Raw genomic sequence first — 25,806 nt, forward strand, 5'->3', positions numbered from 1 at the left:
TAAGGAGGATTAGGCTTTGTTTACGTTTTTCGCCATCACGCCAATAAAGCTAAGATATTGTAATTGACTGTATTTTGCGAGAATTTTTTGAGCACAAATTCTCGCGTCTTATGAGGTATGCAGAATGCAGGTTATCGATACTAAAATCGATGGAGTCAAAGTCATTCAACCAACGGTATTCAGTGATACTCGCGGTTTTTTTATGGAAACGTTCGAGAAGCGTCGCTTTCAAGACATGCTGGATATCGATTTGGACTTCGTCCAAGACAATTATTCACGCTCTTCTCGGGGGGTTTTGCGCGGATTGCACTATCAAGATATCAAGCCGCAAGGCAAGTTGGTTCGTGTGGTGCGGGGCGAAGTTTATGATGTTGCAGTAGATATTCGCCCAGACTCACCCACATTTGGCAAGTGGGAAGGCATTGTGCTATCGGAAGAGAACAAAACTCAGCTTTGGATCCCGCCAGGTTTGGCCCACGGTTTTGTCGTACTTTCTGAGATCGCGGATTTTGAATATAAGTGCACGGATTACTATTCGCCAGAACATGAAAGGTGCCTGATGTGGAATGATCCCGATGTCGGCGTGGCCTGGCCTGTTCGGCACCCTGTTTTGTCGGAAAAGGACAAGAACGGCAAATTTCTCAGAGAACTGATTTAATGAGAGTTCTTTTAACCGGGGCTAAAGGGCAGGTCGGGCGCTGTTTTATCGATCGGGTACCCGCCGATTGGGTTATTTTAGCGGCCGACCGCAATACGATGGACATTTCCAAACTGGAGCAGGTTAAGGCTGTCGTCCAGGAGTTTAAACCGACGGCGATCATCAATGCTGCAGCCTATACCGCCGTTGATAAAGCGGAACAAGATTGCGAGGCTGCGTTGTTAGCCAACGTTGTCGGCCCAGCCAATTTGGCCATGGTTGCAAACGCAATGGAGTGCCGACTGCTTCATATTTCTACAGATTATGTTTTCGATGGCCTGGGCAGGCTTCCATACAATGAGTTGGCTGGAACTCGCCCACTGTGCATTTACGGGAAAACCAAGCGTGATGGCGAATTGGCGATCGTCTCAGAAATGCAAGATGCGATAATTCTTCGCACTTCCTGGGTTTTCAGTGAATATGGCGAAAATTTCGTTAAAACCATGCTGAGGTTGGCAAAGCAACGTGAATCTCTTGATATCGTAGCCGATCAACGCGGTTGCCCGACATATGCGGGGGACATCGCAGACGCGATGATAAAAATGTTGCTTTGTGAGGCTCAGGGAGGGATCTATCACTTCTGCGGGGATGAAGAGGTCTGCTGGAGTGAGTTTGCGGAGCACATATTTAAAGTTGCCGCGGAGGTGGGGGCGATTTCTCGCATGCCAAAGGTCAGTAAAATAACATCAGAACAATATGTGACTTTGGCCAAACGTCCTAAATATTCAACCTTGAGTTGCAATAAAATCAATGGGATAGGTATTCCTGCTTCTAACTGGCAGTCAGCCCTGGAATTCGTGATTTCTCGATTGAGAAAAATAGGTTACTTACAAGAGTAATGTCGGCACTGCGAGGGTGAGCATGATGTATTTTGTTCTTTTCATGCTCACCCGGCAGTAATTGGCGCATAGCTTATTCGCTATGGAGTTACCAAATTTTCCAGCCGTGAATATTAAAGAAAGTAATCATTGAACGTGAAAATAGCTTAATATGAACCCAGCCTTTGCGTGCGGCATGGCCACCGTAATGTACTACTTTGACATCAGGGACATAGGCGATTCTGGTAATTTTTCCCGTACGGATGCTGAGATCGAAATCCTCGAAGTAGAGAAAAAATTTGGGATTGAATCCGGATACTTCTTTCAGTACGGAGTAGCGGAAAAACATAAAGCAACCGCTCACAATCGGTGGGTCGAAATAAACATCGTGCGGTGTCAGCGTATCAGCCATTTCATAGCTACGGAGATAATTTTTGAAAAAGCGCTTTCCTTTAACCGACGCAAAGAAACGTAATATATATACAAACACAGAAGGATATCGTTTACATAAATACTGTGTTTCGCCGTTCCCCCAAGTTGCATAAGGCGTAATTAAACCACATTCAGGATGCTTATCCATAAAGGAAAATGCATTCTCTAATGCATTATTATCCATCTCTAAATCAGGGTTTAATATAAGGGTGTATTTTGACTTAATAGCTAAGCTTAAATTATGTGACACTCCAAAGCCAGGGTTGTCTGGTCGCGATATGTAATTTCCGGGAATGACGTCAAGGAACTCTTTAATTAGCGAAGTGACTGCAGGCTCAGTAGTTGGCGAGTTATCAACAACCAATAAATAACAGTCGTGTGCTTTAAAAACGTTTGTCTCAACAAGTGCGGCAAGGGTTTTTCTTAAATCTACAAGATTCGGTTTGAAAATTACTAATGAGATTGTAAGAAATTTTTCATCTTCAATAGCCGGTAAAGACATGAGAGAATCGTCCACTCCATCTTGGGATGTCGTTTGGTTTTTTAGGTGAAGGAAAAACTAGCGTGTTGTCAGGTATAGTAATGCTTAGCGTTGCGTCAGAATTGTAGGCTTCTTCTTTGTGATGCCATAGCATCTCGCCAAATGGAGTCGATAGTATGGCTTTCCCTGCCAACCTGTATTCGTAGAATTTAACAGGGTCGACATATTTAGTAATGTCGTTCTGCAAAAACGGAATAATCACATAATCAAAGGTGGATATCTTATTCATTACCTGGGGGTGTGGAATGGGCGGCTCCAGGATGATATTTTGAGGTAAGCTTTCCGGAATTCCTGTTTTTCTTGGCCCTACCAGGTTTATGACTGCTTCCGGATTTTTAGTGGCTAACTCGAACACCCACTTCCAGTCAAACCAGCTTGCGATTGTGCCGATATAGCCAAATGTGATTTTTTCATGCGATGCTTTCGGGATATGAATTTTCTGCAAGTCATCTGAACACGCATTCAACACCAACTCAGTTTTGCTGGGGGCGATAGACGAAAATTTCTCAATTAAGGCATGGCTTGAGCAGAATATACGGTCAACTTGTCGGGCGATTTCTTTTTCAAGATTAGCCGTATTTTTCTTTGATAGGCCAGAATAAAATGAAGGGAAATCATCCATGGCGTCATACCACACTTGCCGCCATTTAAATTGCTTGATAAGCATGTTGGCCAGCAGACAGGGTTTGCCGATAACTAGGGTGGTATCTTCAGATATAAAATTCTTTATATCGTCAATGATTTTCTTTATTTTCCCTTGGTTGAACAGCTTAAACAACGCAGGTAGCGGCTCCACGGGGGCTACAAAACCCAACCGAGCCAGTTGCAGACCCTCTATCAAATCCAATCCTGCAGGTTCAGGGGCATGACGGCCGGGGGTCAGATCGGCGAGGGTAGGGAAACGACTAGGATAAGGCTCAATCCACAAAAGTTCCTGGGTGGCATGGGTCAGCGCGTATTTGGCGAAAAAATGAGGGCGCTGACTTATGCTCAACCAGGGAACCGCTGAAAGATAGACGATTTTCATTGGCATTGTTTAGCAAAGAAATTGCGGACGATACGGACGATACGCTGGCTGGACTCACCATCACCGTAAGGAGAGCTTCCTTTTGCCATTTCTTGATAGGCCTGAGGGCTATCAAGCAGCAAAGACGCTTCTCTTACGATGTCCGCTTGTTCCGTTCCGATTAATTTCACCACTCCTTCCGAGACGGCTTCTGGGCGCTCAGTATCGCGACGTAAGACCAAGACGGGTTTGCCCAAGGCCGGAGCTTCTTCTTGCACGCCGCCAGAGTCGGAAAGAATCAGGTAGGCATTCTTCATGGCGGCAACGAAAGGGCCATAGTCAAATGGGCTGACCAGCTTAATTCTTTCGTGGTCTTTTAACAGACGGTCCGTGACTTCGCGCACGTTTGGGTTGGGGTGAACGGGGAAAAGAATATAGATATCACTATATTTTTCAATAAGTTCAAGAGCCGCGTTGCAGATATTGACAATAGGTTGGCCGAAGTTCTCTCTGCGATGAGAAGTGATAAGAAGCATCCGGGCGTCTTGGGGGATATCGATGCCGATATCAAACGTCTTTTGTGCGGTCGTCAGCAAGGCATCAATCACGGTGTTTCCTGTAACGTGAATATGCTCTGCAGGAATGCCTTCGTGCAAGAGGTTGCTTTTAGATACTTCGGTCGGAGCAAAATGCAAGCGTGCTAAATGTCCGGCAAGAATACGGTTTGCTTCTTCAGGAAAAGGTGAATAGAGGTCGTGTGTGCGCAGCCCCGCCTCGAGATGAGCGAAAGGCACTTTCTTGTAGAAACAGGCCAGGGATGTCACGAAGACGGTCGTCGTATCGCCTTGTGCGATAACCAAATCCGGTGCTGCCTCTTCGAGAGTTCGGTCGATGCTGGTCATCAGGCGCGCGGTCAACTCTGGCAATGTTTGCCCAGGCGTCATGACATTAAGATCATAATCGGCTTCAATTTCGAAAAGTTGGAAAGCCTGATCCAACAGGTCTCGGTGTTGGGCCGTCGCCAATACGCTAACGTCGAATTCGCCGGAGATCTGAAGAGCCTTGATCACCGGCGCCATTTTTATCGCTTCCGGCCGAGTGCCCACAACGCACATAATTTTCTTTAGCATAACTTCCTCAAAAAATTAACATCCCCATTCTGAAAGCAAAGTCAGCATAGGATGGTCGAAATTAGTGTCTACGTAGCAATTCATCCCAATCGCTCATAAAGGCATGAGCTGAAAACTTATCTTTAAGTTCGGACAGTGATACTTTGGAATTTGCATAGTTTTCAGAAATAAACTCTATTTTTTCTGACAATTGACGTGCACCATGCAGAGGATAGGTGAACTCTTTCTCACGGGGAGCCACTAAATACCGGTGTGCTTCGATATCGGATAAAACGACAGGTATATCGGAACAAATGGCTTCTGAAGCTGATAGCCCAAAGGACTCCCCTGTTGATGGCGAAATAAATATGCCATTTGCTTTGGAGACTGCGATGAGAAGCTTATCAACTTTTAAAAATGGCACTGGCGGCAAGACAACGGCATCGCCAATCAGGCCTCGGCTTGCTAACTCGGTATTGATGTCGATCTCAGAGGATTGTGGGCCGCACAGAAGAAGCATATATTTTTCAGGATGGCGCGTTTTCAGTGAAACAAATGCATCTAATAGTTCAAGTGGGTTTTTTAACTTATCCATACGTCCCAAAAATAGGATAGGCCTTCTCGACCAACGCGGTAACGTTGGAATACTATCTGCCTCATGAGATACATGATCCCAAGGAACAAAATTGCGCAGCAGTGATAGTTGACAGGGCACTTTCTTCAACTCAGGCTCAAGTTGCTCCATGAACAGGTTTGAAGGACAAAGTATTGCCGAACAACTTTCCGGGATATTGCTCAGATAGGCTCTGTTATCCTTATAAGGCGTGTGGCATTCTGCAAAGTATTTGAGTTTTTTAGTATGGCAAAATTCAAGTGCGGCAGGAAAATCGATACAGAATATATAGTGGTAATTCTGCTCCTGCAGATAATTCAGGCTGACTATTTTTACATTGACGTTTTTACAATCAGACAGAGCGGAATTAATCGCTTTAGCTGCACCAGAGTCGTGAGTAAAGAGAACGTCAATCTGATAAATCCCCGTGTCATTTAGCAGTTTTGCACGAGTAAGCATGACCTTTTCAACACCCCCGTGGGTTGCCCAAGGGTAGATAAATGCTATTTTACGAAGCATAAAGTTCTCCGATTCCATTTTGAGTCAAAATGTCTGACTCCATTTTTTTGAACCTGGCTGCCCAGGTTGTTTCTTTCAGGAATGTTTCAAGTTCGGATGAGTTTCGCTCGCAATTTAATGTTTTATTAAACAACTCAAGGATATCACTTCCGTCGGAAAAATAAGTCATCGGATAGCGTTTAATATGTTCGATACCTGTTACCAACGTTGGCAAACCAAAATAAAGGTACTCATATATTTTAATAGGATCTACCGCTTGGGCAAGCTCACCACTTTTGAAGGGGATTAACCCGATCGACCATTCTTTAACATATTGATGGAGATCTTTCGGCATCACTTTACCAACTAGCATGATGTTGGTAAAATGCTTCACTTTTTCGACAACCCATTCGGGCTCGCCATAACCAATAATTTCAAAATGATACTGAGGGTTATGTTCGGCTAGTTTAAAAATGATATCCCAGTCAAACCAGGAGTCCGTAAGGTGGCCGAAGTAACCCACTTTATTTGAGGTGCTCTGCGCGATATTTCGTGTATCGCCCAATACGTTCTCTGAGTAACCGTTGCCAATAACCTCAATATCACTTCGGAGCGAGGAGAATTTATCGCGCAGTGATGGAGCAACGCCACATACATAATCACTTTGTAATATGATAGTTTCTTCCGCTTCTCGCAGATACCAAGGTGCTTGACCCACTTGATTGAAGCACTCCCACTCATCCATGATATCGTAAGCAATGTGACAGCCTTGCGCTCTGAAATCGTAGATAGCTGGTATAAATACCTGTGCTGGCAGAGTAATGATGAATAGCGCCGTTTTACCATTCAATTTGCATTGTTTGGTAAAGTTGACGAATTCATACAAAGGCACTTGGTAAACGTTTTGCCACACCTGAGAGCAACCTTTCGACAGGGACTCCTGCGGTGTCCATTGCCAGGCGATGAAAATAACCTTATACCCTTTTTCAGCAAAATATTTTGCCGCATTAATCGGACGTTGGTTGACCAGTTCGTCAAATTCAAAGCTACAAGGAATAAAGATGATTTTTTCCGCGTTGTTCACCTCTAAGAGCCATGTCGGCAAGTTTTCCGACGCTGTAATTTCAGTTGCAGCGGCATTGCAGCGATACTGGAAATATTTTTGCACGTAGCGATGACGTTGTGAGTGTAGCTTCACTCTTAGAGGCTCGGGAAGCTTCCAGTAAAGGGTTTTAGCTAATTCATAACGTTTGTCTGGTCTGGTGACAGACTGGCTGGTGAGCTGGAACCAATATCTGAGCTTTTGCAGTGAGGTTGCCCCCAAGGCTTGTGCTTGAGTTTGCATATGCTGGTTTTGCTGTTCCGCCATAGAGGTCAATAGTTGAACCAGAGATTTAACGTCTTGTTGCAACGATTGATTTTGCTGCTCTAGTTCACTTAATTTTGCCATCACAGACTGCTCGGCACTCGGAGGGATGATCGTACTACTTTGAAAATCCCCCATTTCCTTATCGAGTTTATTTTTCATTCCGACGTTCTCGGTTAAACATTCATCGTGCATGGTTATTATAGTGCGGCTTTCTAATAAACGATTTGCTACCGTTTTGAAAATAGCGGTAATAAATTCGTTAGCGTATAAATAATTTTCGTCGTGCTGCAACTCAGGGGGTTCTGCTAAATTTTGGTAAAGGCTTAAAGAATCGCTGTTGTCATATCTTTCTTTATCAGGAGCCGTGAAACCTTCGAAAATTTGGCTCCATCGACCTTCACTTTGATATTGGTTGAGCAGTGATGGAGAAAGAGGACGAGCGCTGGAAAATGCAGCTATGAGTTGTTCTTCATCGACATTGCTCAAGTTCCTGCCTGAAAAATTACAATAGGCGGCTTGCTTAAAGAGTTCGTCATCAAGTATTCCTTTGATGCCGTCATATCCTACCAGGCAGATAGGAAGCTGACTAAAACCCGCCTCAAGTACGCCACGTCCCATTCCTGCGAACCCAGCATAATTTTTCATCACTGCGGGAATATCGCTCACGATACCTTTAAAATGAACCCACTCATTGTAACCGTTATCACTTACATAAGTTCTAATTAGGTGTGCATTATCACCGTCCCCATAAATATCTAAGCCGCTTATGGATTCGCAGCGGCTTGCGAAATCGATGAAGCTTATAATACCATCGGATTTGTCACTATCTAATCTGCTGGCGATCAGCCAGCTTTTATTCTCAGGGCACTCTATCTCTGTGTTGTGAATTTGATTATTATCGATCAGATTAGGGACGATCATGACCGACGGATGGTCGATAATTTCCGCCAGTTGGTCTGCTATTTCTTGAGACACGCAGAATATTGTTTGCAGTGTCTTTAGAAAGTAGATGGCCAGCGTTTGATTATAAATGTTCTTGGTGAAATGTTGCAGCGACAGTGGTCCATGCAGCGTCAATAGCGAGGGAATTTTCTCACAATCTGCAGCAATCACTGCGGGGAAAATGCAATCAAAGGGGTGAACATGAACGAGATCAATATCCTTTTCTTTGATTACTTGACGTATCGTGTCGATCGCCTGAATGAGCTGGCTGATTGAGCCTATATTCAAATCGGAATTTTCATGGTATGAGCTCAGTTCTTCGGGCAATAATGTCGAGTCTGCTACAGCGGCAGACATAAGATGTACCTGATAACCGTGGGCAACCAGATCCTTTACCTGGGTGTCTATATAGGTCTCTAACCCGCCGATAGAGTAATACTGAGTTATGATAAGTATTGATTTATTCATGTTCTCCTGACCACTTTTCGAGTGATAACGAAACAGGCAAGGCAGCAATACCTGACATAGTTGTACGGGGCTCTATGACCTTAAGAACGATCACGTCAGTTTTCTTATCAAGGTAGGACATATCAGCGTGGCTGATGGCGTTGGCGATAGCTAATGAAACAAAATAGCTGCCTTCGCACAGAGCCAGGTCAAGTTCAAACGTTGCCCTAAGAATATCGCCGCCCTTAGCATCATGTATATTCTTTTTATGGTATAAAGTGCTGGTGCCAAATACCGTGATGCCTTCAACGGTCTTGATGACTAAACCGGCTTGCAGTTCTGCTATTGGTCCAAACACGCTAATATCAAAGCTGATAACAGCCTTTTCGCCTACGCGGAAAAGATCGCATGGCTGATTGTGGATATCTTTGATAATCCAACTTTCAATCAGTGCTCCGCTTGTCAGGTCGCTTTCGGCTTGTTCCTCGATTGAGCCCTCATGGGCAGCGACGGCGTCCTGGCTTTCTTTTACCGGCGCGTCGGCTGATTTATTGGTGTTTTTAGCGATGTTATTCAGATAACGAAGGTAGGTCTTTTCGTCCGAATAAAGCAGGGCATGGTATTGATCGATGATTTCCTTAGCGCTACCGATGGCTTCAACCCGACCTTTACGCAATAAAATAGCGCGCTGGCAAAACTTCTCTACGGTCGATGTTGAATGTGTCACTAGGATGATCGAACATCCCTGCGCGCGCAGGGATTCGATATAGTCGAAGCATTTGCGTTGGAATTTCTCATCACCGACCGACAGTGCTTCGTCAACGATGAGCACTTCAGGTTTTATGCAAGCCTGAACGGCAAAAGCCAAACGTACATACATTCCGCTGGAGTAGGTTTTGACCGGTTGGTCGATATGTTCGCCGATGTCGGCAAAGGCTTCGATCTCAGGGAACTTCTGATCCATTTCACTGCGCGTCATGCCAAGAATTATGCCGCTCAGATAAACGTTTTCACGGCCGGTAAACTCAGGGTTGAAACCGGCGCCGAGTTCCAGCAGCGCAGCCAGTTTGCCATTGACTTCGACGCTCCCTGAGGTTGCTGTCAGCGTACCGGCGATAATCTGCAACAAGGTGCTTTTCCCTTCGCCGTTACGCCCCAAAATACCGAGTGTTTCACCGCGCTTAACGTCAAAGGTAACGCCGTTTAATGCCCAGAACTCTTTGAAAAACGTACGGTGACCAAACGAGAGCATCTGATATAAGCGATGCTTCGGGTTTGCGTACATTTCAAATCGTTTCGAAATATTTTTGACTGAAATTGCGAATTCAGATGACATCGGCAAACCCTTTACGCGTGAACATAAACCAACCATAACCTAGCAGCATGATGACGAAAGAGGTGAGGGTATAAACGCCCCAACTGCCCCAGGCGATATTTTTACCCAGCATCATGCAATCTCTTGCCTGCTCAATCACGTAAGTCAACGGGCTGAGTTGCATGAAGATATGATAGGCGTCAGGCAGCATGGATATCGGATAGAATATCGGCGAGAGGTACATCAAAATCATGGTGAGCACGCCAACGACTTGGGCGATGTCCTTTAAGTAAACACCTAGAGATGAAAGAAACCAGGATACGCCCAGGACCATCATGAGGAATGGCGCAATGATCACTGGTAACCACAGGATGTGCCAGGTAGGAAGTCCTACAATTGCCACATAAAATAACGACCAGACGATCAAATTTATCACCATTTGAAACAGCGCGGTCAGCAAAGACACGAGCGGCAGCGTTTCAACTGGGAAAACAACTTTCTTAACATAGTTAACGTTATTAACAATTAATGAGGGAGCTCGGTTAATACATTCAGAAAAAAGCCCGAAAAAAATCAAACCAATAAATAGTGCTAACGCAAATTCTCCTTTGGAGTCTACCCCTGCGCTCCAGCGAATTTTAAATACGACGCTGAAAACGAAGGTATAAATCACCATCATCAATACTGGATTAATAAACGACCAAAGAAGCCCGATGAATGACCCTTTGTATTTACTGCCGATATCCCGTTTTGAAAGTGAAATAACAAGATTCTTATTGGTGGTAAGTGTATGAAGACACCGATAAAAAGTCTTAACAAGAATAGAGAAAATATTCATTTAACACCTAGGCTATTGATTAACTTTTTTGACTTTATGGTTTAACTTTCTTCGTAACATAATCATGTGTAACGGATGCGTTATTGATATGGCGGAGGATGAGAAAATAGCTATAGGGCTAAACACACTGTTCCGCGAGCATTCCATGGAAAATACGCCAAAATTTTCTCTCGGAGATTTTCATATCGTGAACATAATCTGTTTTGTCCGTGCGCACCCGCATCGCATTACCACTGGCTATTGTCAAACGCGTTTCGGTCCTACGGTAATGTCGCGGAACACATCAATGATACATGAGATTTTCTTTTATTTTTCGATGCCTTCACTTCAGCAAAAAACATCACATTTCTTGATGAAGCGGAAGTGAACACTGAGTTTTTCGCGTACAGATTGCCTGATTTTTAGGCAGGGCGTTGCTCTGCGCAAGCGTGTTTAGTCTAAAAAAGCACGCTACCGCCCTTGGTAAGCGAGAACCAATAGAGGGGGGCGCGTGTTAGTTTTCATTCATATGCTGAAACTATTTTCAGCATAAATAGGCTAGAAAACCTTTAATATCCTACCACTAAATCACTTGTAATGCCTCTGGATTTTCAGGGTTTCAGTCTGTTCCTAGTAACCAGTGATGACATATTCAAATGAGATATGTGCAATTGCTAGGAATTGTAGGATTACAGACCAAAATGCAAGCGTGGTGCGTAATGGGATGACTTCTTTCGAAGGTGTGGAGCAGGTTTGCCAATGCGATATCCTCATCTTGAACCACATGTTCTGGTTGATTTTTGGCCGTTGACACGAGTGCGGCAAACCGCACATCCGAACCTTTTCTTTTCCGCAATGTTACCGGTAATGTAGCAATGCGCTCAGGGCGTATATAGAACCGCCAACTGTGCGTGATTTTGTAAAGATTGTTATGGCTGCGATAGGTACATGCTTAGGAATAATCATGTACAATAAAGCAATGCAACCCTACTATGTTGTATAACCATTTGATTACAATGTAGTAATTATCTCAGACAGGAGTTCCTAAATGTCCAAGCAACAAATCGGCGTTGTCGGCATGGCGGTAATGGGCCGCAACCTCGCGCTGAACATCGAGAGCCGTGGTTACACCGTTTCCATTTTCAACCGTTCTGGCGACAAAACTGACGAAGTGATCGCTGAGAACCCGGGCAAGAATCTGGCGCCGTATTATACCGTTGAAGAGTTTGTCGAATCGCTGGAAAAACCGCGCCGCATCCTGCTGATGGTGAAAGCGGGCGAAGCAACGGATAAAACCATTGCCTCGCTGACTCCGCACCTGGACAAGGGCGATATCCTGATCGACGGCGGCAACACCTACTATCAGGACACCATCCGTCGTAACCGCGAACTGTCCGACCAGGGCTTCAACTTCATCGGTACCGGCGTTTCCGGCGGTGAAGAGGGCGCGCTGAAAGGGCCTTCCATCATGCCTGGCGGCCAGAAAGAAGCTTACGAGCTGGTGGCGCCGATCCTGGAGAAAATCGCTGCGGTTGCGGAAGGCGAGCCTTGCGTGACCTACATCGGCGCAGACGGTGCCGGCCACTATGTGAAGATGGTGCACAACGGCATCGAATACGGCGACATGCAGCTGATTGCCGAAGCCTATTCCCTGCTGAAGCAGGCGCTGAACCTGAGCAACGAGCAGCTGGCCGAAACCTTCGCCGAGTGGAACAAGGGCGAACTGAACAGCTACCTGATCGACATCACCAAAGACATCTTCACCAAGAAAGACGAAGAGGGTAAATACCTGGTCGATGTGATCCTGGACGAAGCCGCCAACAAAGGCACCGGCAAGTGGACCAGCCAGAGCTCTCTGGATCTGGGCGAACCTCTGTCGCTGATCACCGAGTCGGTGTTTGCGCGCTACCTGTCCTCGCTGAAAGACCAGCGCGTTGCCGCGTCTAAAGTGCTGACCGGCCCGAAAGTGGCGCCGTTCACCGGCGACAAAGCCGAATTCATCGAGAAAGTGCGTCGCGCGCTGTATCTGGGCAAGATCGTGTCCTACGCGCAGGGCTTCTCTCAGCTGAAAGCCGCGTCTAAAGAAAACAACTGGGATCTGCACTACGGCGAAATCGCCAAGATCTTCCGCGCCGGCTGCATCATCCGCGCCCAGTTCCTGCAGAAGATCACCGACGCTTACGCGGCGGATGCCGATATCGCCAACCTGCTGCTGGCGCCATACTTCAAGCAAATCGCCGACGAGTACCAGCAGGCGCTGCGTGACGTGGTGGCCTATGCCGTGCAGAACGGTATTCCTACGCCGACCTTCTCCGCTGCGATCGCCTACTACGACAGCTACCGCTCCGCGGTGCTGCCGGCGAACCTGATCCAGGCGCAGCGCGACTACTTCGGTGCGCACACCTATAAACGCATCGACAAGGAAGGCGTGTTCCATACCGAATGGATGGAATAAGCCCGCCCGTTGAGCGATAAAAAAAGCCGCCGAGGTTAACGCCCGGCGGCTTTTTTATTGGGCGCGAGTTAGCGTCACGCTTTTTTCTGATGCCGCTCGCGCAGCCGGCCGATCACCACGCTCAGGTCCAGATCCTGGTCCTGCAGCAGCACCAGCAGGTGATAGATCAGATCCGAGGCCTCGTTGGTCAGCTCTTCGCGATCGTTGACCGTGGCGGCCAGCGCGGTTTCCACGCCTTCTTCCCCGACCTTCTGCGCAATGCGCTTGGTGCCGCTGGCATACAGGCTGGCAGTGTACGAGCTGTCCGGGCTGGCGTGCTTGCGCTCCGCCAACAGCTGCTCCAGCTGATAGAGGAACGTCCAGTCGCTGGCGGCCGGGTGGAAGCAGCTGCTGTTGCCGAGGTGGCAGGTCGGGCCGATCGGGTTGGCCAATACCAGCAGCGTGTCGTTATCGCAGTCCGGCGTGATGCTGACCACCTTGAGGAAGTGGCCGGAGCTTTCACCCTTGGTCCACAGGCGCTGCTTGGTGCGCGAGAAGAAGGTGACGTTGCCGCTCTGCTCGGTGGCCGCCAGCGCTTCCGGCGTCATGTAACCCAGCATCAGCACTTCGCCGGAAACGGCGTGCTGCACGATGGCCGGCATCAGGCCGTCGGTTTTTTCCCAGTCCAGCTGGTTGTTCTGTTGTTCTGTCAGCACACGCGAATCTCCACGCCTTGTTCAACCAGGAACCTTTTCAGCTCGCCGATATTGATGATTTGTTTGTGGAACACCGACGCCGCCAGCGCGCCGTCGACGTCCGCATCGCGGAACGCTTCCAGGAAGTGCTCCATGGTGCCCGCGCCGCCCGAGGCGATCAGCGGCACCTTGCAGGCCTCGCGCACCCGGCGCAGCTGCTGCAGATCGTAACCGTTGCGCACGCCGTCCTGGTTCATCATGTTCAGCACGATCTCACCGGCGCCGCGGCGCTGCACTTCCTGTACCCAGTCGAGGGTTTCCCACTGGGTGATGCGGGTGCGGCTCTCGTCGCCGGTATATTGGTTGACGTGATACTTGCCGGTTTCACTGTCGAACCAGGTGTCGATGCCCACGACGATGCACTGCACGCCGAAGCGTTCCGCCAGGCGGCTAATCAGCTCGGGATCGGCCAGCGCCGGCGAGTTGATCGAAATCTTGTCGGCGCCGAAAGACAGGATCTGGCTGGCGTCCTCGGCGCTTTTAATGCCGCCGGCGACGCAGAACGGAATATCAATCACCTCCGCCACGCGCGATACCCAGCTTTTGTCCACCACCCGGCCGTCGCTCGAGGCGGTGATATCGTAAAACACCAGCTCGTCCGCACCTTCTTGCGCATAGCGCTGCGCCAGCGGCACGATGTCGCCGATGATTTCGTGGTTGCGGAACTGCACGCCTTTCACCACTTGCCCGTCTTTAACATCCAGGCACGGGATTATCCGTTTTGCCAGCATGCGATCGCCTCCTCAACGCTAAATTTACCTTCCAGCAGGGCGCGCCCCACGATCACGCCGGCAACGCCGCTGCCGCGCAGCTGGGCGATGTCGTCCAGATTGCCGATGCCGCCCGAGGCCTGGAAGGCCACCTGCGGATAGCGGCGACTGATCGCCTGATACAGCGCCACGTTGGAACCGGCCAGCGTACCGTCGCGCGAAATGTCGGTGCACAGCACGTGCTTCAGCCCGTAGGGCAGGAACTGCTCCACCACCTGTTCCAGCGTGGCGTCGGAATCCTCCTGCCAGCCGCTGATGGCCACGCGTTTCACGCCCTGCGCGTCGATGCGCACGTCCAGCGCCAGCACCAGCGCGTCGGCGCCGTAGCGCTCGAACCAGCTCTGCACCAATTGCGGCTGTTTCACCGCGGTGGAGCCGATCACCACGCGCGTGGCACCGGCCTCCAGCAGGGCGCTGACGTCTTGCTCGTTGCGGATGCCGCCGCCGACCTGCACCGGCACATTAACCCCCGCCAGCAGTTTGCGCAGCAGCGGGATCTGGCGCGCCGCCGGATCCTTGGCGCCGGTCAGATCGACCAGGTGCAGCGCCTGCGCGCCCTGTTGTTGATAGTCCTGCAGGCGTAACAGCGGATCGTTGCCGTAGTCGCGCTGTTGGCCGTAATCGCCCTGATGCAAACGCACCACGTTGCCGTCGATCAAATCCAAAGCCGGAATAATCATGCTGCCTACATCTCCAGAAAGTTTTTCAACAGTTGCGCGCCGGCCGCTCCAGAACGTTCTGGATGAAACTGCACGCCGAAGAAGTTGTCTTTTTGCACGGCGGCGGTGAAGGGCTCGCCGTAGTTCGCCTGGGCGATGGTGCTGGGGCATATCGGCATCGCATAGCTGTGAACGAAATAGAAGTAGGCGCCGTCATCGATGCCGCGGAACAGATGGTGGCCCGCCTGCGCGGACACCTGGTTCCAGCCCATGTGCGGCAGCGGCAGGCCAAAGTCGGTCATCTGCTTGACCGGCGTATCGATGAGGCCGAGCGTGGTCACGCCGCCGTTCTCTTCGCTGCTGGCCGCCAGCAGCTGCATGCCGAGGCAGATGCCCAGCACCGGCTGCGTGCAGGCCTTGATCAGCTCGATCAGATCGCGCTCGCGCAGTTGATCCATCGCCGCCTGCGCGGTACCGACGCCCGGCAGGAACAACTTGTCGGCGCGCAGCACGATCTCCGGATCGCGGCTCACCTCCGGCTGGTAACCCAGGCGCCGCACCGCGTAGGTGACGGAGGCCAGGTTGGCGCAGCCGGTATCCAAAATCACCACGTTCATCACAGCACTCCTTTCGAGCTCGGCAGGGTATTGCCCTCGACGCGGATCGCCTGGCGCAGCGTGCGGCCAAACACTTTGAACAGGCTCTCGACCCGGTGGTGGTCGTTTTTGCCCTTGGTCTTCAGGTGCAGCGTGCAGCCCATGGTGTAAGAGAGCGAACGGAAGAAGTGCTCGACCATTTCGGTGCTGAGATCGCCGACGCGCTGATAGTTGAACTCGGCCTTGTATTCCAGGTGCGGGCGGCCGGAAATATCCAGCGCGCAGCGCGCCAGGCACTCGTCCATCGGCAGCACGAAGCCGAAGCGGGCGATGCCGCGCTTGTCGCCAAGCGCCTTGTTCAGCGCTTCACCCAGCGCCAGACCGGTGTCTTCCACCGTGTGGTGATCGTCGATATACAGATCGCCTTTGACGTCGATCTCCATGCGGAAGCCACCGTGGGTGGCGATCTGATCCAGCATGTGATCGAAGAAGCCGACGCCGGTTTTGATCTTGCTGCCGCCTTCGCGATCCAGCCAGACGTTGACGTCGATCTGCGTCTCTTTGGTCACGCGGTTAACCCGCGCGTGGCGGTCGCGCAGGGTCAGCTGGCGCACGATCTCTTTCCAGCCCAGCACGCCGCGCTGGTAGCGCAGCCCCTGGATGCCCATGTTTTCCGCCAGCTGCACGTCGGTCGGCCGATCGCCGATCACGTAGCTGTGGGCGGCATTCAGCACGCCGGGTTCGAGGTAGCCCTTCACCAGCGCGGTTTTCGGTTTGCGGCAGTCGCAGTTGTCCGCCGGCAGGTGCGGGCAGATCAGCACATCGGCGAACTGAATGCCCTGCGAGCTGAGGATCTGCATCATCAGGTTGTGCGGCGGATCGAAGGTTTCCTGCGGGAAACTGGCGGTGCCGAGCCCATCCTGATTGGTGATCATCACCAGCTGATACCCCGCCTGTTGCAGCGCCAGCAGGGAAGGGATCACGTCCGGCTCGAGCGCCAGCTTGTCCAGGCGGTCAACCTGGAAATCTTCCGGTGGCTCGGCGATCAGCGTGCCGTCACGATCGATAAAGAGGATTTTTTGGCTCACATTGGCTCCTGGCGAGTCTGGTTGGCGCCGGGCAGGGCGGACAAGGCGTCCACCACGCGTTGACATTCGTCGCGGGTGCCTATGGTGATGCGCAGGCAGCCGGACAACCCGGGCTGTTTGTTTTGGTCTCGTAAGATAATGCCCTGATCCCACAAGCTTTTAAACACATTACTTGAGGCGGTGAAGCGGGCCAGCAGGTAATTGCTGTCGCTGGCGAAAACCTGCTCGACGCAGGCGCATTTTTCCAGCTGTTGCTGCAGCCAGCTGCGGGTGGCGGCGATGTCGGTGACGTGCTGACGCATGGTGCGGATACCTTCTTCGCTCAGCGCCTGCGCGGCGATATCCGCCACCGGCGTCGAGAGCGGGTAAGGCGCGATCACCTTCAGCAGCAGGGCGATCAGATCTTCGTTGGCGAGCGTAAAGCCGCAGCGCAGGCCGGCCAGCGCAAAGGCCTTCGACAGCGTGCGCAGGATAGCCAGGTGCGGATAGTCGCTCAGCCACCCGGCCACCGAGGCCTGCGGGCAAAACTCGATATAGGCTTCGTCCACCGCGACGATCGCCTTGCCTTTGGTCAGCTCCAGCAGGTTGCGCAGAGAGTCCGGATCGATCAGGTTGCCGGTCGGGTTGTTCGGGCTGCAGACGTAGATCAGCTTCACGTTGTCCATGCTGTCTGCGATGGCCGGCAGATCCAGCTGCCAGTCCTCTTTGGCGGCTACGGTGCGGCGCTCCACGCCGAAGGTTTCGGCGCTGACGGCGTACATGCCGTAGGTCGGCGGGCAGAACAAGATGGCGTCTTTACCCGGCTCGCAGAAGGCGCGGATCAGCAGCTCGATGCCTTCATCGGCGCCGCGGCTGACCAGCACCTGCTCTTTCTTCACCCCGGCGTAGGCGGCGTAGCGTTCGATCACCAACGCCGGCTGGCACTCCGGATAGCGGTTGAAGGTTTGCGCGGTCAGCTGGAACTCGGGCGCGATCGGGTATTCGTTGGCGTTGAGCCACACATCGCCCTTACCGCCGAGGCGGCGCGCCGATTGATAAGGGGTCAGCTCGCGAACGTTGGCGCGCGCCAGTTTTTCGATGCTCATGCTTGCTCCTTCAGGGCGGCGACGCGCAGGGTCACGGCGTTCTTGTGGGCGATCAGCTGCTCGGCGGCAGCCAGCGTCTCGATGGTGGCGGCCAGGTTGCTGAAGCCCTGCGGTGTCAGCTCCTGCACCGTCATGCGTTTTTGAAAATCGGCCAGCCCCAGGCTGGAGCTGGTGGCGGTGTAACCGTAGGTCGGCAGCACGTGGTTGGTGCCGGAGGCGTAATCGCCGGCGGACTCCGGCGACCAGTCGCCGAGGAACACTGAGCCGGCGCTGGTGATGCCGTCCACCAGCTCGCGCGCATTGCGGGTCTGAATGATCAGGTGCTCCGGGCCGTAGCGGTTGCTGATGGCCACGCACTCAGGCAGATCGCGCGCCACGATCAGGCGGCTGCTCGCCAGCGCCTGGCGGGCGGTCTCGGCGCGCGGCAGCTCGGCCAGCTGGCTTTCCACCGCTTCGGCCACCGCCTGCGCCATCGCCGCGTCCGGCGTCAGCAGGATCACCTGCGAATCCGGGCCGTGTTCGGCCTGCGACAGCAGATCGGAAGCGACGAATGCCGGGGTGGCGCCGGCATCGGCGATCACCAGCACCTCCGAAGGGCCGGCCGGCATGTCGATAGCCGCGCCGTCGAGACGCTGGCTGACCTGCCGCTTGGCTTCGGTCACGAAGGCGTTGCCCGGCCCGAAGATCTTCGCCACGCGCGGCACGCTTTCGGTGCCGAACGCCAGGGCGGCGATCGCCTGCGCGCCCCCGACCTGAAACACTTCCTGCACGCCGCACAGCTGCGCCGCATACAGGATCTCATCGGCGATCGGCGGCGGCGAGCACAGCACCACCCGGCGGCAGCCGGCGATGCGCGCTGGCGTCGCCAGCATCAGCACGGTGGAGAACAGCGGCGCCGACCCGCCGGGAATATACAGGCCCACCGAGTCGATTGGGCGGGTCACCTGCTGGCAGCGCACGCCCGGCTGGGTTTCGACGTCCACCGCCGGCAGTCGCTGCGCGTTGTGGAAGGTGTCCACGTTGGCGACGGCCACCGCCATCGCCTGTTTGATGTCATCGCCCAGTCGCGCGCAGGCGGCGGCGATCTGCTCGGCGCTGACGCGCAGCGCGGCGACTTCCGCCTTGTCGAAGCGGGCGCTATAGTCGCGCAGCGCCCGATCGCCGTTGGCCTTCACGTTGTCGAGGATCTCGCTCACCGTGCGGGTGATGCTGTCGGAAGCGGCGATTGCCGGGCGCATCAGCAGCTCGGCCTGGCGTTCGGCGCTGCACGTTGCCCAGTCGATCGGCGTGTTGAAGGTCGACATGGCGTTACTCCATCATCTTTTCAATCGGCAGCACCAGAATCGAGCTGGCGCCGAGCGCTTTCAGTTTTTCCATGGTTTCCCAGAACAGGGTTTCGCTGCTCACCATGTGCATCGCCACGCGGTTCTGCGCGCCGGCCAGCGGCAGGATGGTCGGGCGTTCGGCGCCCGGCAGCAGCGCGACGATCTCGTCCAGCTTCTCGCTCGGCGCGTGCAGCATGATGTATTTGGATTCGCGCGCCTGGATCACGCCCTGAATGCGGGTCATCAGGCGGTCGATCAGCTGCTGTTTGGCTTCCGGCATTTCGCCGTCGCGCTGGATCAGGCAGGCCTTGGAGCGGTAGATCACCTCCACCTCGCGCAGGCCGTTGGCCTCCAGCGTGGCGCCGGTAGAGACCAGATCGCAGATGGCGTCGGCCAGGCCGGCGCGCGGCGCCACTTCCACCGAACCGTTCAGCAGGCAAGATTTGAAGCGCACGCCCTGCTGGTCGAGGTATTGCTTCAGCAGGTGCGGGTAAGAGGTGGCGATGCGGGCGTCCTGCAGGTTTTGCGGGCCGGTATATTCGGCGTCGAGCGGGGTGGCCAGCGACAGGCGGCAGCCGCCGAAATCGAGGCGGCGCAGGGTGAAGTAACGCGGGTCTTCGCCCTGAGCGCGGCGGCTGAGCAGCTCTTCTTCCAGCACGTTTTCGCCGATGATGCCCAGATCGACCACGCCGTCCATCACCAGGCCCGGAATGTCGTCATCGCGCACGCGCAGGATATCGATCGGCATGTTTTCCGCGAAGGCGATCAGACGCTGCTGCTGCAGGTTGATCTTGATGCCGCAGCGCGCCAGCAGTTCCTGGGATTCCTCGCTCAGGCGGCCCGACTTCTGCATTGCGATCCGTAAACGTGTCTTGTCCAGCATGGTAACCTCTGTTTAATCTGTAATTTTATGAATTTGTTGTAAAAATATTCTTTCTGTCTGTCCGAAGCCAAAAAAAACCCTCGGAAGAAATCTTCCGAGGGCTCTCTCTTGCGTTCTGCGCGCCACTGGAAGATTAACAAACCGTCTTCCAGCACTCATCGCCTGAAAGACTAGTCAGGGTGATGGTGATGATGGTGGTTGAACTGAACGCGTGTCATGGTGTTTTTCTCTAATCAAAAGCCGGTAAAAACCGTATGCCAATTAAGCTAAACTATCCGCAGTCCACCGCGCAACCCTTTTTTAACGTCATAAATTTAATTTATTGAAACAGGTTAGGTTATTAGCCACACACGGCTTTACCTAACCTTAAGCCGGGCAGATTGTATCGCCGTGCACAGTGGCGTAGCCTTAGGGGCAGGGCGCTGCGATCTTCAGGAGAGGAAGAGGATGAAAAAGGTAGCCATTATTGGTTTGGGTTGGCTGGGCATGCCGTTGGCGCTGTCGCTGATGGGGCGCGGGTATGACGTGGTCGGCAGCAAAACCACGCCGGACGGCGTCGAGGCCGCGCGCATGAGCGGCATCGAATGCTATCAACTGGAGCTGACGCCGGAGCTGGAGTGCGATCCGGACGATCTGGAATCGCTGCTGCGCGTGGATGCGCTGGTGGTGACGCTGCCCGCGCGCCGCACCGTCGAAGGCAGCGAGAACTATTTCAATGCGGTGCGCATGCTGGTGGACAGCGCGATGGCCTTCGGCGTGCCGCGCGTGATCTTCACCAGTTCCACCTCGGTGTACGGCGAAACCGCCGGCACGCTGCGCGAAGAGTCGCCGCTGCGGCCGGTCTCGCCGTCGGGCCGGGTGCTGGCCGAGCTGGAGCGCTGGCTGCATGAATTGCCGAATACCTCGGTGGACATTCTGCGGCTGGCGGGGCTGGTGGGCGCCGACCGTCACCCCGGCCGCTTCCTGGCGGGCAAACTCGACGTGAAGGGCGGTTCGCAGGGGGTGAATCTGGTGCACCAGGACGACGTCATCGCCGCCATCCAACTGCTGCTGAAGCTGCCGAAGGGCGGCCATGTGTACAATCTGTGCGCGCCGCATCATCCGGCCAAACGCGAATTTTATCCGGCGCTGGCCGAGCAGCTGCACCTGGAGCCGCCGCAGTTCGCCGACGAAGCGGAGCAGGATGAGCGGCTGGTGGATGGCAACCGCATCTGCAACGAGCTGGGTTTTGAGTATCAGTATCCCGATCCGGCGCGCATGCCGGTCAGTTAAGGCAGCCTACGCCGTTTAAAGCGGGAAAAGGTGGCTCGTCACAAAGTCGACGAACAGCCTGATTTTGACTGACAGGTGGCGGCCCGACGGCCAGAGGACATGAAAAACCATGTTCTCGCGGTCGTATTCATCCAGGACCGTCACCAGGCTGCCTTGTTCCAGCTGTCTGCGCACGGCGATTTCCGGCAAATAAGCGATGCCCAGCCCTTGTTCGGCGAAGCACACCTGCGGATCGAGAGTATTTGTCACCATGCTGGCCGGCCGTTCGGGGATCATCTCCGTCTTGTCTCCCAGCGGCCAGACATCCAGTTTGCCGGTGCTGGGAAAGCGATAATGCAAACGGGCATGGCTTGTCAGATCCTCGGGCTTGCTCGGCATACCCGCTTTGCTGAAATAACCCGGCGCGCCAACGAAAACCTTGCGGCAGGTACCCAGCCGACGGGCAACCAGCCGTGAGTCGCTCGGGGTTCCGCTGCGGATAACGGCATCGAAACCTTCCTCAATCACGTCAACCAGCCGATCCGAATAATCAATATCCAGCTCGATCTCAGGATAGCGGCGTTTGAAGTCCCCCAGTTTTGGCATGAAAAGCGTGCCCAGCGACGGCAGACTGATGCGCAGCTTGCCCTGGGGCGTTCCCCGCGTTTGCAACAGTTCGGCTTCCGCCTCTTTCACCTCGCTCAAAATGCGTCGGCACCTTTCCAGGAACAAGGCCCCTTCCGGCGTTAGGTTGACCGTGCGGGTGGAGCGGTGAAACAGCCGCACGCTGAGCCGTTCCTCCAGCCGGGCGATGGTTTTGCTGACCGCCGACGCGGAGATCCCCAGCTGTTGCCCGGCCGCCGTGAAACTGCGGCTTTCACTGACCCGCACGAAAACGTCGAGAGAACCCAGACTTTCCATAGGCTTCCATTCTATTGATGACTTTTTTGTCATGAGTGTTATTCACTTTAGCCTGTTTTTCTTTTATCGGCGAGTGGGCAGCATGATGCAACCGTCATCCGCAATGAGCGGAAACATCTTTGAATGGGGAGTGATTGATGAATCAAACGACGATATCTGCGCCTGCCGCGAGCAGCGAGCGGTTGCCGCTGGGGGGCCTGCTGGCATTGGCGATGGCCGCTTTTATCACGCTGCTGACCGAGATCATGCCGGCGGGCGTGCTTTCTTCGATCGCGGGCGATTTGAACGTATCTGAAAGTCTGGCGGGGCAGTTCATCACCGCCTATGCGGTGGGGGCGTTGGTCGCCGCTATTCCGCTCACCGCATTGACGCAAGGCATGCGGCGCCGCCCCTTGCTCTTGAGTGCGATCGGCGGTTTTGCCATCGTTAACCTCGTCACGGCGCTGTCGCATGATTACCACGTCTCATTGGCGACGCGTTTCTTCGCCGGCGTTTTCGGCGGCATCGTTTGGTCCTTGCTGGCCGGTTACGCCGTGCGCATGTCACCGGCCCATCTTGGCGGCCGCGCTATTGCGATCTCCGGCGCCGGCGCCACCCTGGCGCTGGTGCTCGGCGTACCGCTCGGCACGTTGCTTGGCCGAGCCATCGGCTGGCAGGGCGCCTTTGGCCTGATGACGTTGATGGCGCTGATGCTCGTGGTGTGGATCATCGCCATCGTGCCGGATTTCCCCGGCCAGGCTAAGGCGCATCGCCCGTCTCTAAGCGGCGTATTCTTGCAATGCGGGATCCGCGCCGTGCTGTTCGTGGTGTTCACCTTCATCGTTGCCCACAACATTCTGTATATCTACCTGGAGCCTTTCCTCACGCCGTCGGGGTTATCCGAGCGGGTCGATATCGTGCTGTTTATCTTCGGGCTGGGCGCGATTGCAGGATTGGGCGTCGCCGGGATACTGGTCGATCGACGAGTCCAATCTCTTACGGTGATGAGCATCGTCATCTTTGCCCTCGCCGCCGTGCTGCTGGGAAGTGGGGGGCGGATAGCCCCGATGGTGTATCTCGCGGTCGCATTGTGGGGCGCGGCTTTCGGCGGTTTTGCCACCCTCACGCAGACGGCATTGTCACGCCTTTCCGGCCGTGCGGCCGACGTGGCACAGTCCATGTATACCACGGGCTGGAATACCGCCGTGGCCGCCGGTGGCGCGATCGGCGGCATGCTGCTCGACAGGGGCGGGGCGGCCTCTTTTGCCTGGGCCATTATCGGGCTCCTCATCCTGTCTTTAACCGGCACGCTGTTTGCCATGAATCGGGCGCTGGCCTTTCAGCGATGAGGCGATTGGCGTGCGGCGCGCGCCAAATCCTCCAGCAGCGCGTTCAACGCCTCGTCGGGCTGGACGGGGCGGCTGACCAGGCTGAGCGTGGCGCGGTATGAGAGCGCCGCGCCGCCCAGCTGCCGCAGCAGCCCCTGTTCCACCCAGCGCGCCGCGTAGTGGGTGGGCAGATAGCCGAGACAGGTGCCGCTCAGCACCAGATGGGCGACGCTTTCCATATGGTGGGCCACCGCCGCCAGGTGAGGCGGCGCGATCGGGCACAACTGCTGCGCCAGCAGGTAGCCGCGCTTGACCCAGCGCGCGTTTTCAATCTGCTCGCGCTCCGGTTCTTCCACCGTGAACAGCGGGTGATCCGCGCTGCAGTAGATCGCCTGCGTCTCCTCCAGCCACGGCTGATAACGCAACGCCTCCAACTGCTGGCCAAAGTAGCCGATGCCCAGATCGAGCTGCCGGTGCAGCAGCCCTTGCTCAATCTCGTTCGGCGAACAGATGCGGCACTGCAATTGCACGTCCTGGTGGCGGCGCTGGAAATGTTTGATGGCCTGGCTGAACGGATTGCCCGGCAGCGAAACCAGATTATCCACCAGACCGATCTGCAGATCGCCGGTCAGCAGGCCGTTCAGCGACTGGCTGACTCGGGTGAAGTCGCGGGCGGCGTTGAACAGCGAGCGGCAGGCGATCAGCATGCGTTCGCCCTTGGGCGTCAGCCGGAAGCCGGAGCGGCCGCGCTGGCACAGGCGAAAACCCAGCCGGGTTTCCAGCGAGGCCAGGTGAGTGCTGATGGTGGACTGGTTCATCAGCAGCGCTTCCTGCGCGGCGCTGACGCCCTGAGCTTCCGCCACCGCGACGAATACCCGCAGCAGTTTCAGATCGATATCGCTTAGGTTGGTGAGCATTCCCCCTCCGCAGAACGTCGGCCGGTTAACCCATTTTTAACATCGAAGAAATAGGGGCGGCGCTGAAGATATGGCCTTCCTTATGGCATGAATTGGAAATAAAAATCAATACTTCAATAAGTTAGTTGCATCGCGTTTTTCGATGTTTACATGCAAAAGCGGGAATGGTAGCCGGGGTGGCCAGCGGGGTAGTCTGCGAATGTTGCTCAAATGTTTCAATTCATCGCAGATCAAGACAAGGAAACGCCATGCTGAACCAACCCCAAAGCGGTAACGACATGCCGCGCTTTGCCGGTATTCCCACCATGATGCGCCTGCCCGCGGCCGACCAGGCGCACGGTCTGGATGCCGCCTTTGTCGGCATTCCGCTGGATATCGGCACCTCCAACCGCAGCGGCACCCGCTATGGCCCGCGCCAGATCCGCCAGGAATCGGTGATGATCCGCCCCTACAACATGGGCACCGGCTCCGCCCCGTTCGAACGGCTGCAGGTGGCCGATCTGGGGGATGTCGCCATCAACCCTTACAGCCTGGCGGATAGCGTGCAGCGCATCGAGGCGGCTTACCACGAGATCCTGGCGCACGGCTGCATACCGTTGACGCTCGGCGGCGACCACACGCTGACGCTGCCGGTGCTGCGCGCCGTCGCCCGTCGGCATGGCCCGGTCGGGCTGATCCACGTCGATGCGCATTCCGACACCAACGAAGAGATGTTCGGCGAACAGCTGGCGCATGGCACCACCTTCCGCCGCGCGTTCGAGGAGGGGCTGCTGGCGCCGGAAAAAGTGGTGCAGATCGGCCTGCGCGGCAGCGGCTATGCGGCGGACGATTTCGACTGGTCGCGCCGTCAGGGCTTTCGCGTGGTGCCGGCCGAGGCCTGCTGGCACCGATCGCTGACGCCGCTGATGGCGGAGATCCGCGAACAGATGGGCGATGCGCCGGTTTACCTCAGCTTCGATATCGACGGGCTGGATCCGGCCTTCGCGCCGGGCACCGGCACGCCGGAGGTCGGCGGACTGTCGGTCTGGCAGGGGCTGGAGATCGTGCGCGGCTGCCGCGGGCTGAACCTGGTGGGCGGCGATGTGGTGGAAGTGTCGCCACCTTACGATCGCTCCGGCAACACGGCGCTGCTGGCGGCCAACCTGCTGTTTGAAATGTTGTGCGTGCTGCCGGCCCGCTGAGACGGCGCACTGACCCTACCGGCGGAGCGG

24 protein-coding genes and 1 other annotated feature are annotated in these 25,806 nt (G+C 54.4%); of the genes, 6 read left to right on the top strand and 18 right to left on the bottom strand.

Annotated features, from left to right (window positions below; genetic code table 11):
- The first annotated feature begins 124 nt into the window (after window positions 1-124).
- On the top strand, window positions 125-658 hold the full coding sequence (gene rfbC, locus ACJ8IM_RS07395) for a dTDP-4-dehydrorhamnose 3,5-epimerase (RefSeq protein WP_033642476.1): 534 nt from the start codon (window positions 125-127) through the stop codon (window positions 656-658).
- Window positions 658-1,536: a dTDP-4-dehydrorhamnose reductase gene (gene rfbD, locus ACJ8IM_RS07400; RefSeq protein WP_033654602.1), complete on the top strand. Its 879-nt coding sequence runs from the start codon at window positions 658-660 to the stop codon at window positions 1,534-1,536. The genes rfbC and rfbD overlap by 1 nt, the downstream gene beginning before the upstream one ends.
- Window positions 1,537-1,624: 88 nt before the next feature.
- Here rfbD and ACJ8IM_RS07405 read toward each other — a convergent pair whose 3' ends face one another.
- The 7 genes from ACJ8IM_RS07405 to ACJ8IM_RS07435 all read right to left on the bottom strand — a co-directional run bounded on the left by ACJ8IM_RS07405 (window position 1,625) and on the right by ACJ8IM_RS07435 (window position 10,625).
- Window positions 1,625-2,449: a glycosyltransferase gene (locus tag ACJ8IM_RS07405; protein ID WP_072008427.1), complete on the bottom strand. Its 825-nt coding sequence runs from the start codon at window positions 2,447-2,449 to the stop codon at window positions 1,625-1,627.
- Window positions 2,430-3,515: a glycosyl transferase gene (locus tag ACJ8IM_RS07410; protein WP_033654604.1), complete on the bottom strand. Its 1,086-nt coding sequence runs from the start codon at window positions 3,513-3,515 to the stop codon at window positions 2,430-2,432. Before ACJ8IM_RS07410 ends, ACJ8IM_RS07405 begins: the two co-directional genes overlap by 20 nt.
- Window positions 3,512-4,624: a non-hydrolyzing UDP-N-acetylglucosamine 2-epimerase gene (gene wecB, locus ACJ8IM_RS07415; RefSeq protein WP_033654605.1), complete on the bottom strand. Its 1,113-nt coding sequence runs from the start codon at window positions 4,622-4,624 to the stop codon at window positions 3,512-3,514. The genes ACJ8IM_RS07410 and wecB overlap by 4 nt, the downstream gene beginning before the upstream one ends.
- A 61-nt stretch (window positions 4,625-4,685) precedes the next feature.
- Window positions 4,686-5,735: a glycosyltransferase family 4 protein gene (locus ACJ8IM_RS07420; protein WP_072008428.1), complete on the bottom strand. Its 1,050-nt coding sequence runs from the start codon at window positions 5,733-5,735 to the stop codon at window positions 4,686-4,688.
- Complete coding sequence (locus tag ACJ8IM_RS07425; protein ID WP_051917638.1) at window positions 5,725-8,493, bottom strand: glycosyltransferase; 2,769 nt, start codon at window positions 8,491-8,493, stop codon at window positions 5,725-5,727. Before ACJ8IM_RS07425 ends, ACJ8IM_RS07420 begins: the two co-directional genes overlap by 11 nt.
- On the bottom strand, window positions 8,486-9,808 hold the full coding sequence (locus ACJ8IM_RS07430; protein ID WP_033654607.1) for an ABC transporter ATP-binding protein: 1,323 nt from the start codon (window positions 9,806-9,808) through the stop codon (window positions 8,486-8,488). Before ACJ8IM_RS07430 ends, ACJ8IM_RS07425 begins: the two co-directional genes overlap by 8 nt.
- Window positions 9,798-10,625 carry an ABC transporter permease gene (locus ACJ8IM_RS07435; RefSeq protein WP_033654608.1) on the bottom strand — a complete coding sequence of 276 codons (828 nt, stop codon included), beginning with the start codon at window positions 10,623-10,625 and terminating at the stop codon, window positions 9,798-9,800. The genes ACJ8IM_RS07430 and ACJ8IM_RS07435 overlap by 11 nt, the downstream gene beginning before the upstream one ends.
- A 1,027-nt stretch (window positions 10,626-11,652) precedes the next feature.
- On the opposite strand from ACJ8IM_RS07435, the gene gndA reads away from it, so the two are divergent.
- Entirely contained in the window at window positions 11,653-13,059 is a 1,407-nt protein-coding gene (gene gndA / locus ACJ8IM_RS07440; protein WP_004938815.1) for an NADP-dependent phosphogluconate dehydrogenase, read from the top strand.
- A 74-nt stretch (window positions 13,060-13,133) separates the two neighbouring features.
- Here the strand turns inward: gndA and hisIE are convergent, their stop codons facing one another.
- The 9 genes from hisIE to hisL all read right to left on the bottom strand — a co-directional run bounded on the left by hisIE (window position 13,134) and on the right by hisL (window position 20,417).
- Window positions 13,134-13,754, bottom strand: a complete 621-nt coding sequence (gene hisIE / locus ACJ8IM_RS07445) for a bifunctional phosphoribosyl-AMP cyclohydrolase/phosphoribosyl-ATP diphosphatase HisIE (protein WP_033654609.1) — start codon at window positions 13,752-13,754, stop codon at window positions 13,134-13,136.
- On the bottom strand, window positions 13,748-14,524 hold the full coding sequence (hisF, locus tag ACJ8IM_RS07450; protein WP_033637764.1) for an imidazole glycerol phosphate synthase subunit HisF: 777 nt from the start codon (window positions 14,522-14,524) through the stop codon (window positions 13,748-13,750). The genes hisIE and hisF overlap by 7 nt, the downstream gene beginning before the upstream one ends.
- On the bottom strand, window positions 14,506-15,243 hold the full coding sequence (gene hisA / locus ACJ8IM_RS07455) for a 1-(5-phosphoribosyl)-5-[(5-phosphoribosylamino)methylideneamino]imidazole-4-carboxamide isomerase (protein WP_033654610.1): 738 nt from the start codon (window positions 15,241-15,243) through the stop codon (window positions 14,506-14,508). Before hisA ends, hisF begins: the two co-directional genes overlap by 19 nt.
- Before the next feature lie 5 nt (window positions 15,244-15,248).
- Entirely contained in the window at window positions 15,249-15,839 is a 591-nt protein-coding gene (gene hisH / locus ACJ8IM_RS07460; RefSeq protein WP_033637766.1) for an imidazole glycerol phosphate synthase subunit HisH, read from the bottom strand.
- Window positions 15,839-16,906, bottom strand: a complete 1,068-nt coding sequence (hisB, locus tag ACJ8IM_RS07465; RefSeq protein WP_033637767.1) for a bifunctional histidinol-phosphatase/imidazoleglycerol-phosphate dehydratase HisB — start codon at window positions 16,904-16,906, stop codon at window positions 15,839-15,841. The genes hisH and hisB overlap by 1 nt, the downstream gene beginning before the upstream one ends.
- A complete protein-coding gene (gene hisC / locus ACJ8IM_RS07470; RefSeq protein WP_033654611.1) occupies window positions 16,903-17,991 on the bottom strand; it encodes a histidinol-phosphate transaminase in 1,089 nt (362 codons plus the stop codon). The genes hisB and hisC overlap by 4 nt, the downstream gene beginning before the upstream one ends.
- Window positions 17,988-19,295, bottom strand: coding sequence for a histidinol dehydrogenase (gene hisD / locus ACJ8IM_RS07475; protein ID WP_033654612.1), 1,308 nt, complete (start codon window positions 19,293-19,295; stop codon window positions 17,988-17,990). Before hisD ends, hisC begins: the two co-directional genes overlap by 4 nt.
- Window positions 19,296-19,299: 4 nt before the next feature.
- Complete coding sequence (gene hisG / locus ACJ8IM_RS07480; protein WP_033654613.1) at window positions 19,300-20,199, bottom strand: ATP phosphoribosyltransferase; 900 nt, start codon at window positions 20,197-20,199, stop codon at window positions 19,300-19,302.
- A gap of 68 nt (window positions 20,200-20,267) precedes the next feature.
- Window positions 20,268-20,394, bottom strand: a sequence feature (His leader region).
- Window positions 20,370-20,417, bottom strand: a complete 48-nt coding sequence (gene hisL / locus ACJ8IM_RS07485) for a his operon leader peptide (protein ID WP_100396937.1) — start codon at window positions 20,415-20,417, stop codon at window positions 20,370-20,372. It overlaps the preceding feature by 25 nt.
- 229 nt (window positions 20,418-20,646) lie before the next feature.
- Here hisL and ACJ8IM_RS07490 point away from each other — a divergent pair, with 229 nt between their 5' ends.
- Entirely contained in the window at window positions 20,647-21,471 is an 825-nt protein-coding gene (locus tag ACJ8IM_RS07490; RefSeq protein WP_033654614.1) for an SDR family oxidoreductase, read from the top strand.
- Between the two features lie 15 nt (window positions 21,472-21,486).
- Here ACJ8IM_RS07490 and ACJ8IM_RS07495 read toward each other — a convergent pair whose 3' ends face one another.
- Complete coding sequence (locus tag ACJ8IM_RS07495; protein WP_033637772.1) at window positions 21,487-22,371, bottom strand: LysR family transcriptional regulator; 885 nt, start codon at window positions 22,369-22,371, stop codon at window positions 21,487-21,489.
- Between the two features lie 137 nt (window positions 22,372-22,508).
- Here ACJ8IM_RS07495 and ACJ8IM_RS07500 point away from each other — a divergent pair, with 137 nt between their 5' ends.
- Window positions 22,509-23,699, top strand: a complete 1,191-nt coding sequence (locus ACJ8IM_RS07500) for an MFS transporter (RefSeq protein ID WP_033654615.1) — start codon at window positions 22,509-22,511, stop codon at window positions 23,697-23,699.
- On the opposite strand, the gene ACJ8IM_RS07505 is transcribed toward ACJ8IM_RS07500, so the two are convergent.
- The gene (locus tag ACJ8IM_RS07505; RefSeq protein WP_033654616.1) at window positions 23,690-24,595 is read right to left on the bottom strand and encodes a LysR family transcriptional regulator; all 906 of its coding nucleotides are present in this window, start codon (window positions 24,593-24,595) and stop codon (window positions 23,690-23,692) included. The two genes, ACJ8IM_RS07500 and ACJ8IM_RS07505, sit on opposite strands and share 10 nt — an antisense overlap.
- Window positions 24,596-24,843: 248 nt before the next feature.
- Here ACJ8IM_RS07505 and speB point away from each other — a divergent pair, with 248 nt between their 5' ends.
- Complete coding sequence (speB, locus tag ACJ8IM_RS07510; RefSeq protein WP_033654617.1) at window positions 24,844-25,776, top strand: agmatinase; 933 nt, start codon at window positions 24,844-24,846, stop codon at window positions 25,774-25,776.
- Window positions 25,777-25,806 lie beyond the last annotated feature (30 nt).

The sequence above is a fragment of the Serratia sp. CY33525 genome (genome assembly GCF_052169115.1).
Lineage (GTDB): Bacteria > Pseudomonadota > Gammaproteobacteria > Enterobacterales > Enterobacteriaceae > Serratia > Serratia sarumanii.